Source organism: Thioalkalivibrio sp. ALJ24 (assembly GCF_000377785.1).
Classification (GTDB): domain Bacteria; phylum Pseudomonadota; class Gammaproteobacteria; order Ectothiorhodospirales; family Ectothiorhodospiraceae; genus Thioalkalivibrio.
The window spans coordinates 183,358-196,602 of sequence record NZ_KB898726.1 but is presented as its reverse complement, the minus strand read 5'-3'; the positions used below and the strand labels follow the sequence as shown (position 1 = coordinate 196,602).

The 13,245-nt window shown below is 68.9% G+C and carries 10 protein-coding genes; all 10 read left to right on the top strand.

Annotation, left to right across the window (positions count from 1 at the left end; genetic code table 11):
- Positions 1-65 precede the first annotated feature (65 nt).
- The 10 genes from purL to fliJ all read left to right on the top strand — a co-directional run bounded on the left by purL (position 66) and on the right by fliJ (position 13,186).
- Entirely contained in the window at positions 66-3,941 is a 3,876-nt protein-coding gene (purL, locus tag D571_RS0104995; protein WP_026287589.1) for a phosphoribosylformylglycinamidine synthase, read from the top strand.
- A gap of 30 nt (positions 3,942-3,971) precedes the next feature.
- The gene (locus D571_RS0104990; protein WP_018935576.1) at positions 3,972-4,520 is read left to right on the top strand and encodes a PilZ domain-containing protein; all 549 of its coding nucleotides are present in this window, start codon (positions 3,972-3,974) and stop codon (positions 4,518-4,520) included.
- A gap of 57 nt (positions 4,521-4,577) precedes the next feature.
- A complete protein-coding gene (locus D571_RS0104985; protein WP_018935575.1) occupies positions 4,578-5,978 on the top strand; it encodes a sigma-54-dependent Fis family transcriptional regulator in 1,401 nt (466 codons plus the stop codon).
- A 143-nt stretch (positions 5,979-6,121) separates the two neighbouring features.
- Positions 6,122-7,495, top strand: coding sequence for a sigma-54-dependent Fis family transcriptional regulator (locus tag D571_RS0104980; protein WP_018935574.1), 1,374 nt, complete (start codon positions 6,122-6,124; stop codon positions 7,493-7,495).
- 58 nt (positions 7,496-7,553) lie between these two features.
- Complete coding sequence (gene fliE / locus D571_RS0104975; RefSeq protein WP_018935573.1) at positions 7,554-7,895, top strand: flagellar hook-basal body complex protein FliE; 342 nt, start codon at positions 7,554-7,556, stop codon at positions 7,893-7,895.
- A gap of 28 nt (positions 7,896-7,923) precedes the next feature.
- Positions 7,924-9,615, top strand: coding sequence for a flagellar basal-body MS-ring/collar protein FliF (gene fliF / locus D571_RS0104970; protein WP_026287588.1), 1,692 nt, complete (start codon positions 7,924-7,926; stop codon positions 9,613-9,615).
- Complete coding sequence (gene fliG, locus D571_RS0104965; RefSeq protein WP_018935571.1) at positions 9,605-10,618, top strand: flagellar motor switch protein FliG; 1,014 nt, start codon at positions 9,605-9,607, stop codon at positions 10,616-10,618. The genes fliF and fliG overlap by 11 nt, the downstream gene beginning before the upstream one ends.
- Positions 10,615-11,352: a FliH/SctL family protein gene (locus D571_RS0104960; protein WP_018935570.1), complete on the top strand. Its 738-nt coding sequence runs from the start codon at positions 10,615-10,617 to the stop codon at positions 11,350-11,352. Before fliG ends, D571_RS0104960 begins: the two co-directional genes overlap by 4 nt.
- A complete protein-coding gene (fliI, locus tag D571_RS0104955; protein WP_018935569.1) occupies positions 11,349-12,728 on the top strand; it encodes a flagellar protein export ATPase FliI in 1,380 nt (459 codons plus the stop codon). The genes D571_RS0104960 and fliI overlap by 4 nt, the downstream gene beginning before the upstream one ends.
- A complete protein-coding gene (gene fliJ, locus D571_RS0104950) occupies positions 12,725-13,186 on the top strand; it encodes a flagellar export protein FliJ (protein ID WP_018935568.1) in 462 nt (153 codons plus the stop codon). The genes fliI and fliJ overlap by 4 nt, the downstream gene beginning before the upstream one ends.
- Positions 13,187-13,245: the final 59 nt, after the last annotated feature.

Genomic DNA, 13,245 nt, shown 5'->3' with positions numbered 1-13,245 from the left:
CCCGCGCATCCGTTACAATGCGCGGCTTGATCGAGGCTCCAACCACGGCATACCGGGTGACAATGATGCGGGTTTTTGAAGGCGGCACGGCGGTTTCGTCCTTTCGGCTGCGGACGCTGGAGGCGGCGCTGGGCGAACGTACCGGAGGGACGGTTCGGCTGGCCGCCCGTTATCTGTATTTCGTGCAGCTGCACCGCCGCCTGCATCCCGAGGAGGAGCAGCGCCTGGCCGCACTGCTGGAAGAGGGAGATCCGTGGACGGCGCCCGGTTTCGAGGCGCGCCGTGAGCCGGTGGTGATCCCGCGCCCGGGCACCATCAGCGCGTGGTCCTCCAAGGCCACCGAGATCGCGTGGCACGCGGGGCTGGAAGGTGCGGTGGAACGCATCGAGCGCGGCACGCACTGGTACCTGGCGGGCGAATGGTCGGAGTCACTGTCGCTGGCCGAACTGGCCGCGCCGCTGTTCGACCGCATGACCGAGGCGGTGATCGAAGATCCGGCCGATGCGGGTGCGCTGTTCCGTACCGAGACCCCGCGGTCGCTGCAGACCGTGACGCTGGAGCCGGATGCCCGCAGCGCGCTGGAACGGGCCAACGGCGAGCTCGGGCTGGCCCTGTCGAGCGAGGAAATCGATTATCTGACCGAGGGCTACCGCGCGCTGGGGCGGGCGCCCACCGACGCCGAACTGATGATGTTCGCGCAGGCCAATTCCGAACACTGTCGCCACAAGATCTTCAACGCCGACTGGGTGGTGGATGGCGAGGCGCAGGACCGCACGCTGTTCGGGATGATCCGCGAGACGCACCGGAAGCACCCGCAAGGCGTGCTGTCCGCCTACAGCGACAATGCCTCGGTGATCGAGGGTCACCACGGGGTGCGGCTGATGCCCGACGCCGACGGCGAATATCGGCGCGAGTCGCTGGACCTGCCAGTATTGATGAAGGTGGAGACCCATAATCATCCGACGGCGATCTCCCCCTGGCCGGGAGCGGCCACCGGCTCCGGCGGCGAGATCCGCGACGAGGGTGCGACCGGGCGCGGGTCTAAGCCCAAGGCCGGGCTGACCGGCTTTACCGTGTCCAACCTGCGTATCCCGGAGCATCCGCAGCCCTGGGAGCAGGATTTCGGTCGTCCGGGGAGAATCGAGAGCGCACTGAACATCATGCTGGAGGGGCCGATCGGGGCCGCGGCATTTAACAACGAATTCGGGCGGCCGGCACTGTGCGGCTATTTCCGTACGCTGGAGACCGAGCTGCCGCACCCGGACGGGGGCGAGGTGCTGTACGGCTACCACAAGCCGGTGATGCTGGCCGGGGGCGTGGGATCGATGCGCGGCGAGCACGTGTACAAGGGCGACGTGCCTGCACAGACGCCCATCGTGGTGCTGGGCGGCCCGGCGATGCTGATCGGGCTGGGCGGCGGGGCCGCTTCGTCGATGGCCAGCGGGGCGAGCAGCGAGGCGCTGGACTACGCGTCCGTGCAGCGCGGCAATCCCGAGATCCAGCGCCGCTGCCAGGAGGTGATCGACCGCTGCACCGCGCTGGGCGCGGACAACCCGATCCGCTCCATCCACGACGTGGGTGCCGGCGGGCTGTCCAACGCGATCCCGGAGATCCTCGACGATGCCGGACGGGGCGGGCGCATGGAGCTGCGCGAGGTACCCACCGCCGAGCCCGGCCTGTCGCCGATGGAGCTGTGGTGCAACGAGGCGCAGGAGCGCTACGTGCTGGCGGTGGACGCGGCGGCGCTGGAGGCCTTCCGCGCGATCTGCGAGCGCGAACGGGCACCGTTCGCGGTGGTCGGCGAGGCCACCGACGACGGCCATCTGCGGGTCGACGACCGGCTGTTCAACCAGCCGGCGGTGGACATGCCGATGGGAATGCTGCTGGGAAGCACGCCGAAGATGACCCGCGAGGATCGGCGCCGCGCGCCGCCGGTCACGCCGCTGGAGACCGACAGCCTGGATCTGCAGGACGCGCTGCAATGGGTGCTGAACCTGCCGGCGGTGGCCGCCAAGCATTTCCTGATCACCATCGGTGACCGTTCCGTGGGCGGTCTCGTGGCACGTGATCCGATGGTGGGGCCGTGGCAGGTACCGGTGGCCGACTGTGCGGTGACGCTGACCGATTTCGAGGGTTCCACCGGCGAGGCGATGGCCATGGGCGAACGTTCGCCGGTGGCGATCCTGTCTGCCCCGGCCTCCGGACGCATGGCGATCGGCGAGGTGGTGACCAATCTGGCCGCGGCGGACATCGACGGTACCCATGCGATCCGGCTGTCCGCGAACTGGATGGCGGCCGCCGGCGTGCCGGGCGAGGAGGCCGGTCTGTTCGACACCGTGCAGGCGGTGGCCGAGGACCTGTGTCCACAGCTGGGCATCAGCATTCCGGTGGGCAAGGATTCGCTGTCCATGCGCACCGTGTGGCAGGACGAGGCGGGCCGGGAGCGCCACATGCACGCGCCGGTGACGCTGGTGGTGTCGGGCTTTGCGCCGGTCGCGGATGCCCGGCGCAGCCTGACGCCACAGCCGGATCCGCGGGAGGGTGGCAGCCTGTGGTTCGTGGATCTGGCCGGCGGGAAGATGCGTCTGGGCGGTTCCGCGCTGGCGCAGACCGGGGCCGGGATCGGCGAGGTCCCGCCCGACGTCGAGGATCCGGTGGCCCTGCGGGCCTTCGTGGCAGAACTTGGCGTGCTGCGGCGCGAGGGCCTGGTGTGCGCGTATCACGACCGCTCCGACGGTGGGCTGATCACCACGTTGCTGGAGATGGGCTTCGCCGGACGGTCGGGTCTGGACATCGAGGTGCCGGAAGCGGTGCCCGATGCCGCGGCCTGGCTGTTCAACGAGGAGCTGGGGGCGGTGATCCAGATGCGCGCCGGGGCCGAGGAGGCGCTGACGGATGCGATGCAGCGCGCCGGTCTCGGTGACCGGCTGCACGCGGTCGCGCGGCTGCGCGCGGACGATGCCGTTCAGGTGCGGCAGGCCGGGCGGAGCCTGCTGGAATCCACGCGCGCGCGGCTGCAGCGGCAGTGGCAGGCCACCAGCTGGCGTATGCAGCGACTGCGCGACAACCCCGAGTGCGCCGACGAGGAATATGCCCGCATCGATGCGGATGACGGGTTGTGCGAGCGCCTGCGCTTCGATCCGGCCGAGGACATTGCGGCGCCGTTCATCGCCACGGGGGTCCGTCCGCGCGTGGCAATCCTGCGCGAGCAAGGGGTCAACGGCCAGCTGGAGATGGCGGCGGCCTTCGAACGGGCCGGCTTCCGGCCGGTGGACGTGCACATGACCGACCTTCTGGAGGGGCGTCAGGACCTGGCCGGAATGCAGGGGCTGGCCGCCTGTGGCGGCTTCTCTTACGGTGACGTGCTGGGTGCCGGTGGCGGATGGGCGCGCACCATCCTCAACCATGCGGGGCTGCGGGACCAGTTCGCGGCGTTCTTCGAGCGCGACGATACCTTCAGCCTGGGGGTCTGCAATGGCTGTCAGATGCTGTCGCGCCTGGCGCCGCTGATACCGGGGGCCGACCACTGGCCGCATTTCGTGCGCAATCGGTCCGAACAGTTCGAGGCGCGGCTGTCGCTGGTGCGGGTCGAGCCGGGGCCGTCGGTCCTGCTGGACGGCATGGGGGGCTCGGTATTGCCGGTGGCGGTGTCCCATGGCGAGGGCCGGGTGGAGTATCCCGGGCAGACCCCGGTGCATGACCGGGCCGCGCTGCGTTACGTGGAGGCCGATGACTCGCCGGCCGAGGCCTATCCGGCCAACCCCAACGGTTCGCCGCGCGGGGCGACCGCCTTTACCAGCGAGGATGGACGCGCGACGATCATGATGCCGCATCCGGAGCGGGTGTTCCGTACGGTGCAGCACAGCTGGCATCCCGAAGAGTGGGGCGAAGATGGCCCGTGGATGCGTCTTTTCCGCAATGCCCGGGCATTCGCGGGCTGAACCAGCGCATCCGTGCAGGGGAGCGAAGACATGAGCGAGCAGGACTGGAGTGACTGGCTGGGCGATACCCTGACGGTGCGCACGTCGCTGGCGGTGGGGCCGACCAATCGGCCGGTTACTCGCGGGGAACTGGCCGAGCGGCTGGTGGACGGCATGGAACTGTTCGAGGCGGGAGGAGGCCGCGGTCACGCGGCGCACGGGGTTGCCGACGAGACGGCGCTGGAACTGCAGCGGCTGGAGCGCAAGCTGGACCTGCTGGTGCACCTGCTGGCCGAGGCCCTCGAACCCGAGCGTCCGACGGCCCGCCCGGTGGTCATCAGCCGCGGCGGGATGGTGCTCCCGGCGGGTACGCTGGGTGACGACGCAGACCGCCTGGCCCTCTATCTGAGCGATTTCCTGCCCCAGCCGCTGGTTCTGGGTGTCGAGACGCCGACGCCGCGCGAGAACGCCCAGCTGATCCGCTGGACCCCGCATGATGACCGCATGCACGATGCACTGGGGCGCTGGATCTTTCGGCTGCACCGTCGGGACGTGGCGGAAAAGCGACAGAAAGTTGACGGCGGCGCGGGGTCGCATTGATACTGCGACTGGTTTCACGGAGGAGGCCGCAAACCCACGACCGGAGCCCTCGAGCGAATGGCGAAATCTGCGGACGACGACAACGGACTCCACATTGCCCTGGGTGGTGAACCCGAGGCCGCCCGCGATACCCGGGCCATTCTTTCCTCCATCGGCTGCGAAGCCGAGACCCGCATCGATGCCGACGGGCTGACCGACGGCAGCCGGGAACCGGCTGCCATCTGGCTGTGCGGGCCGGCATCGACGGTGGCCGCCCAGGCCGACAGTGCGCCTGACAACCTGCCGGTGGTGGCCCAGCCGACCGATGGTGGCAGTGTGGACCACCATGCGGTGGACTGGGTGGTGGAACATCCGGTGCCGGTCTCGCGGGTCACCCAGATCCTGCAGTGGCTGCGGTTCGGCGGGCAGCGCATGCATGACGACGTACCCGGTCTGGTCGGCAGCCACCCGACCATGGTCGGCGTGAAGCGCCTGGTGGCGCAGGTGGCGCGTACCGATGCCACGGCCCTGATCCTGGGCGAGACCGGCTCCGGCAAGGAAGTGGTCGCCCGTGCGATCCACGACGCCTCGGAGCGGGCGGACCGGCCGTTTGTCGCGGTCAACTGCGGTGCGATCCCGCCGGATCTGCTGGAGAGCGAACTGTTCGGGCACGAGAAGGGGGCGTTTACCGGGGCCTTCACTGCGCGTACCGGGCGTTTCGAACTGGCCGGAGACGGCACATTGTTCCTCGACGAGATCGGGGACATGCCGCTGCCCATGCAGGTGAAGCTGCTGCGGGTACTGCAGGAGCGGGTGTTCGAGCGGGTGGGCTCGAACAAGTCCATCACCACCCAGGCACGCATCATTGCTGCAACCCACCGCAACCTCGACGAAGCCGTGGCCGAAGGGCAGTTCCGCCAGGACCTGTTTTTCCGCCTGAACGTCTTTCCCATCGAACTGCCGCCGCTGCGCGAACGCTCGAGCGACATCCCGCTGCTGGTATCGGCGCTGGAGGAGCGGCTGCGCGAGCAGGGGGCGACCCCGGCGCACCTGACCCCTGCGGTGGTCCATCATCTCGGGCGCCTGGAGTGGTCGGGCAACATCCGCGAGCTGGCCAATCTGCTGGAACAGCTGTCCATCATGTATCCCGATCTGCCGGTGGATCTTGGCCAGCTCCCGCCGCGCGTGCGGCCGGAGGGGGTGGAGGACCGTAGTGGTTCCGCCCCTGAGCCGGGCACCGGGGCTGCTGCGGCCGCCCCGTCGGCCGCGGGCAATGGCGTGCTGGGGGAGAACGGGCTGCCGCCCGAGGGGGTCGACCTGCGCGACTTCCTCAACGATCTCGAGCGCAGCATGATTGAATCGGCGTTGACCGAAACCGGGCACGTGGTGGCGCGCGCCGCGCGACGGCTGGGGATGCGGCGGACCACCCTGGTGGAACGCATGCGCAAGTTCGGTCTGGGACGGGATTCTGACGCCTGACCGGCGGCGGCAAGCCCTTGCCGCTGTCGGGATCCCGACGAAAAGCGGCAAAGGCAATCACAGGTCCCGGAAAATAAAGAAGAAAAAACATCTGGCACGCCGCCTGCTTGAGGCAGTCCGAATCCCAAGACAGGACGGCAGCCATGCCTCGAGCGACCCTTCTTCTGGTCAACGCCGACGCCACCCTGCGCGAAAGCGTGGTGCAGGTGCTGGCCACCATTCCCCGGGTTCGCCTCCAGGACTGCGATGATCGCGAGCTCGAACGCTCGCTGGAAACGCTGCGTCCCGAGGTGGTCCTGATCGCCCATCCGGCCACGGCGGAACTGCGCGAACGGATCCCCGCGCATCTCCCCGTTGCGGTGGTGAGCCCCGAGGCCACCCACGACAACGAGATCGCCGCGATGCGTGCCGGAGTGGACGCTCATTTCGGTCTGCCGGACATGGCCGCCCCGCTGGCACAGTGGCTGCGGGATCAGCTGCCCGGGCCCGGGAACCAGCCGCGCATCCCCGAGATGGTCGCCCGCAGCGAGCGCATGCGTTCGCTGGACGCCTTTGCCGAGCGCATCGCGCGAACCTCCGCGACGGTCTTCATCACCGGCGAATCGGGGGTGGGCAAGGAGGTCCTGGCGCGTCAGATCCACGCACGTTCGCCGCGTGCCGGGGCGCCGTTCGAGGCGATCAACTGCGCCGCGTTGCCGGAGGCCATGCTGGAGGCTCTGCTGTTCGGGCATGCCAAGGGCGCGTTCACCGGGGCGATCGAGGCGCGCCCCGGCAAGTTCGTGCAGGCCGACGGTGGCACCCTGTTGCTGGATGAGGTCACCGAGATCCCGGTGCATCTGCAACCCAAGCTGCTGCGGGTCCTGCAGGAGCAGGAGGTCGAGCCCCTGGGCGCGCGTCGCACCCGGCAGGTGGACGTGCGGGTGATCGCCACCTCCAACCGCGATCTGCGGGAGGCGGTGGCCGAAGGCGCGCTGCGCGAGGATCTCTACTACCGCCTGAGCGTGTTCCCGGTGCGCATCCCGCCGTTGCGCGAGCGCCCGGAGGACATCCCGTCGCTGGCGCGCGCGTTGCTGAGCCGTGCCAGTCAGGGGCGTCTGGTCGACTTGACTCCGGAGGCCGAGGCGCGATTGATGGGCCATCACTGGCCCGGCAATGCGCGCGAGCTGGCCAACGTGATGGAGCGGGCCGCGACCCTGGCCGGCGATCCGGCCGACGGACGCGTGGATGCACAAGCCATCTGGCTGGATGCCGACATGCTGGAAGCGGAGCAGGGTGCCAGCATGGCTGGCGCTTCGGTGGATTCGGCGGGCGCTGGTGACGACAATCCGGCGGCCCCGCTGCTGGAACAGACCCTGCAGAGCCAGGAGAGCCGGGTGATCCTGAACGTCCTGCGCGAATCCGGCGGTCGGCGCAAGGAGGCCGCGGAACGCCTCGGGATCAGTCCCCGTACGCTGCGCTACAAGCTGGCGCGCCTGCGTGAATCGGGGATCCAGGTGCCGCGTACCGGCTCCATCTGATGATTATGGCCCCATTTTTGCTTGAAACTCCCCCGAGATCGTATGCCGGAGGCAGGGCATGAGTGAAATGCAGATCCAGAACGTACTGCAGCAGATGCGTCAACTGTCGGAAAGCGGCGGGGTCGAGGCTCCCGGCACTGGCGGCGGCGCCGGCAGCGGGACCGGTCAGGCCGGCGGGGTCGACTTCCAGAATGTGCTGCGCGATTCCCTGCGCAACGTCAACGAGGTCCAGCAGAACGCCAACGATCTGCAGACCCGTTTCGAGCTGGGGGATGAAAACGTCTCCCTGCCGCAGGTGATGGTCGCGATGAACAAGTCCAGCCTGGCCTTCGAGGCCACCAATCAGGTCCGCAACCGTCTGCTGGACGCCTACCAGGAAATCATGCGGATGCAGGTGTAGTGCCTGAGCCTCCGGGAGAACATTGATCATGGCCGCAGCACAGCAAAGCCTGCCCGCCGTCGTAAGCGGTGGCATCAAGGATTTCGGGAGCATGCCCGCCGGCCGTCAGCTGGCCCTGATCGGCATGCTGGCCGGGGCGGTGGCGGCCGTTGCGGGCATCCTGATATGGGCACTCAGCCCCACCTACGTCCCGCTGTATACCTCGCTGGAACAGGACGAGGCGGCCGAGGTCGTTACCGCCCTGGACGGGGCGGGCATCCGTTACCGGGTCGATTCCGGGACCGGCCAGATCAAGGTGCCGCGCGCCGATGTGGGCGAGGCGCGCCTGCATCTCGCCGGCGAGGGGCTGCCGCGCTCCGGCGATGTGGGCTTTGAACTGCTGCAGGAAGATACCGGCATCGGTACCAGCCGGATGATGGAGAGTGCGCGTCATCGCCGCGCGATGGAGGGCGAGCTGGGACGCACGGTGTCGTCGCTGGACGCGGTGGAACGTGCCCGGGTGCATCTCGCGGAGGGCGAGGATTCGGTCTTCGTCCGCGAACGAACGCCGGCCAGCGCATCGGTCACGGTGCACCTGCGCGGGGGCCGGTCGCTGAGCGAATCCCAGGTCCGCGCGATCGTGCACATGGTGGCATCCAGCACCTCCGATCTGTCGCCGGAGAACGTGACGGTGGTGGACCAGCGGGGACGACTCCTGACTGAAGACGGCGCGGACGATCGCGGTATGCGCCAGAGCGGGGACCGGCTGTCGTTCACCAGCCAGGTGGAACGTCGCTATGCCGAGGCGATCCGCGATCTGCTGGCGCCGCTGGTCGGGAGCGATCACGTGCGGGTCCAGGTCTCGGCGGACATCGATTTCTCCGAGATCGAGCGCACCGAGGAGCTGTACGACCCGGACACCATCGCCCTGCGCTCGGAACAGGTGTCGGATGATCTGCGTCCCGACATGGGCGAGGGTCCGATGGGGGTACCGGGTGCGCTGACCAACCAGCCGCCGGCCGGCGGCGCGGTGGGCGAGGAGCAGGAAAACGGCGAGGAAAATGCCGAGGATGCGCCGGCCGGCCAGCGCTCCAGTTCGGCCACCCGCAACTTCGAGGTGGACCGCCGCTTCGCCCATATCCGTGAGATGCCGGGGGGAGTGGAGCGTCTGTCGACCGCGGTGGTCGTTGATTTCCGCGAGGAGGTCGGCGAGGACGGCGAGGTCCAGCGCGTGGCACGGGATGCCGAGGAGATCGAACGCCTGGAGAATCTGGTGCGCCAGGCCGTGGGCTTCAGCGAAGATCGCGGTGACTCGATCAATGTGGTGAGCGCCCCGTTCGAGGCCCCGGTGGAAGACGAAATGGTCGAAGAGGAGCGCCCGTTCTGGACCCAGGGCTGGTTCATGGACCTGGCCCGCCTTGTGGGGGCGCTGCTGCTGGCGCTGATCGTGCTGCTGACGGTCGTGCGCCCGGCCCTGAAGCACCTGATGAGCGGCTCTGGCGCGCGTCCTTCGCAGCAGGAGCCGGATGAGGGCGAGGAGAGCCTGGCGCTGACGGACCAGAGTACCGGCGCGGGGGCCGCTGGCGGTGCGGCCGGCGAGGGTTCGGCGGTGGCCGCGCTCGGCGGGCCCGAGCAGGATCAGCAGGAGATGGATCTGGAGGCCGTGCGCGGTATGGTGAAGGAGGATCCCAAGCGCGTGGCGCAGGTGATGAAGACCTGGTTGAACGAAGATGGCCGATAGCAAGAAGTCCAAGCTGGACGGCGCGGAACGCGCGGCCGTTTTCATGATGAGCCTGGGCGAGGAGGCGGCCGCCGAGGTGATGCGCCACATGGGGCCCAAGGAGGTCCAGCGGATCGGCGCTGCCATGGCCAATATGGAAAGGATCTCCCGTACCGACGTGAATGCGGTGCTGGAGGAGTTTTCCGGCCACGTGCGTGAACAGACCGCGCTGGGGATCGGGGCCGACGACTACGTGCGTTCCGTTCTGCAGAACGCACTGGGCGAGGACAAGGCCGAGGGTCTGATCGACCGCATCCTGCTGGGACGCAATTCCAAGGGTATTGAGGCCCTGAAATGGCTGGACCCGCGCGCAATCGCCGACATGCTGCGCAACGAGCATCCGCAGATCGTGGCCATCGTGATGTCGCATCTGGATGCCGACCAGGCTGCCGAGACCCTCGGGTATCTGCCGAACCGGGTGCAGTCCGACGTGATCATGCGCATCGCCACGCTGGATGGCGTGCAGCCTTCCGCGCTACAGGAGCTCGACGACATCCTCGACCGTCAGCTGTCCGGCAACAGCACCGCCAAGACCTCGATGGTCGGCGGGGTCAAGACCGCCGCGGACATCATGAACCTGATGGACGGCTCGCGCGAAGCCGAGATCATGGACAGTGTCAGCGAGATGGACCAGGACCTGGCCGGTCGCATCGAGGAACTGATGTTCGTGTTCGACAACCTGATCGATGTCGACGACCGCGGCATCCAGACCCTGTTGCGCGAGGTGTCCACCGAGTCCCTGGTGCTGGCGATGAAGGGTGCCGACGACGATCTCAAGGACAAGATCTTCAGCAACATGTCCAAGCGCGCCGCGGAGATGCTGCGCGAGGATCTGGAGGCCAAGGGTCCGGTGCGGGTCTCCGAGGTCGAGGGTGCGCAGAAGGAGATCCTGCAGGTGGCGCGGCGCCTGGCCGAGAACGGTGAGATCGTGCTCGGCGGCAAGGGCGGGGAGCAGATGCTGTGAGCCTGCACGATGCCGCCTCCGCGGGTGCCGCCTCCCTGTGGGAGCCGCCCGAGTTCGACGAGAACGGGGAACAGTCGGAACAGCGTCGCCTGCCCACCGCCGCCGAGATCGAGGCGATCGAGGAGGAGGCCCGGCAGAACGGTTTCGAAAGGGGTTACGCCGAAGGCCACGAACTGGGCAAGAAGGAAGCCGAGAAGGCCGCCCGCGCGCGCGAGGAGAAGAAGCTGCGCGAGGCGGTGGCGGCCCTGGAGTCGGTCGGGCAGGGGCTCAGTGACCCGCTGGCCGAGGCCGCCGATGCGCTGGAGCCGGAGCTGCTGGCGCTGGTGACGGCGCTGGCGCGACAGGTGGTCCGGGTCGAACTCCAGACCCGTCCGGAGATCATTCGCGAGGTGCTGGACGAGGCGATGCGGCAGCTGCCCGGGCGCAACCGCAGCGTGCGGGTGCATCTGAATCCGGAGGATCAGGCGCTGGTGGAACAGTGGGGTTCGGGGCAGGCCGGCGAGATCACCTGGGTTCAGGATCCGGACCTGGCACGTGGCGGCTGCCGGGTCGAGGCGGGGGCCTCGGCGGTGGATGCCAGCCTGGAACGGCGCCTGCGTCAGGCGGTCGAGGCGATCTGGGAGGGCCACGCCGTGGTGCCGGATACCGGTCCGGACCCGGGCCCTCGGTCGGCGTCCCCGGCCGGCACGTCGGCCGACGATGATTCCACCCGCGACCAGGAGGATCCGGCATGACGGCCCGTATTCGTGATGCCCATGCGCGCCAGCGTGACGGACTCACCGCCGGCCTGCGCGAGCGTCTGGAACAGTCGCGCGGGCGAGTCGAAAGGGTCGCGGCACCGCAGTCGCAGGGCATCCTGTCCCGGGTGACCGGCCTGACCCTGGAGGCCGAAGGACTGCGCCTGCCGCTGGGCGGGCGCGCACTGATCCATGGCGAGCAGGGCGAGGCGGTACCCGCCGAGGTGGTGGGCTTCCAGAACGATCGCACGTTCCTGATGCCGGAGGAGGCCGCCGCCGGGCTGGTGCCGGGGGCGCGCATCGAGCCGGTCGATACCCAGCGTTCGATCCCGGTGGGCAACGGGCTGCTGGGCCGGGTGATCGACGCGCGCGGCGAGCCACTGGACAACCTGGGCCCGATCCGCACCCATGACCGGGCCACCCTGAACGGTCGCCCGATCAATCCGCTGTCGCGGGCCCCGGTGCGCGAGCCGCTGGATACCGGCGTGCGTTCGATCAACGCGCTGCTTTCGGTCGGGCGGGGTCAGCGCCTGGGGCTGTTTGCCGGCTCCGGGGTGGGCAAGAGTGTGCTGCTGGGGATGATGACCCGGCATACCAGCGCGGATGTGATCGTGGTCGGGCTGATCGGCGAACGCGGGCGCGAAGTGAACGACTTCATCCACGATATCCTCGACGAGGAATCGCGCCGGCGCACGGTGGTGGTGGCGGTGCCGGCGGACCAGTCGCCGCTTCTGCGTCAGCACGGTGCCTGGGTGGCGACCACGGTGGCCGAACAGTTTCGCGATCAGGGCCTGAACGTACTGCTGCTGATGGACTCGCTGACCCGCTTCGCCCAGGGCGCGCGCGAGATCGCGATGGCGATCGGCGAGCCTCCGGCCTCCAAGGGCTATGCGGCCTCGGTCTTCGCGCGTCTGCCGCAACTGGTGGAGCGTGCCGGTAACGGCGACGTCGGTGGCGGTTCGATCACCGCGTTCTACACCGTGCTGGCCGAGGGGGATGATCCCAACGATCCGATCGTGGACGCCGCGCGGGCGATCCTGGACGGCCACGTGGTGCTCTCGCGCGAGATCGCCGAGACCGGCCGCTACCCGGCGATCGACGTGGGGGCGTCGGTCTCGCGCGTGATGAGCGCGCTGATCTCGCCGGAGCACGAGAAGGCGGCGCGGCGTTTCCGCGACCTGGCCGCGACCTATCAGCGCAACCGCGATCTGATCTCGGTAGGGGCCTATCGCAAGGGCGCGGATCCGCATCTCGACCAGGCGGTGGCGATGCATGACCGGCTGGAGCAGTTCCTGGCCCAGGGCACCCGCGAGGCGGTGGATTTCGACACCGCACGCGATCAGCTGATCGCGCTGACCGGAGGCGGGGCATGAACCCGCGGCGTATCGAACGCCTGCTGCGCATCCGCCGCATCGGCGAGACCGAGGCGACCCGCGAACTGGGCGAGCGGATCGCCCAGCTGAACGCGGCCGAGACCCAGCGCGACCAGCTGGAGACCTTTCAGCAGGAATACCTGGCGGCCTCCATGCCCGAGGACCCGAATACCCTGAAGTGGCTGGCCGGCATGCGGCAGAAACTGCGCGAGGCACTGGAGCAGCAGGCCCTGCGCATCCAGGCGGCCGAGAGTCAGGTGGAGAGCGCGCGGGCGCAGTGGCTGGAACATCACCGCGACTGCAAGTCGCTGGAGAAACTGCTGGAACGGGTGCGCGCCGAGGAAGAACGCCATCAGGCGCGACGCCGGCAGGTGGAGCAGGACATGTGGGCGACCCGCCAGGCCTATGCGCGCGAACCGGATGGCCGTGCGGACGGGGAAAACTGGCAAGGATCTTGATAGAGAGCAGGACACGGGCCCCGCGCGGGGCGACGCGCCGGCGGCGCGCAACAGGCGAG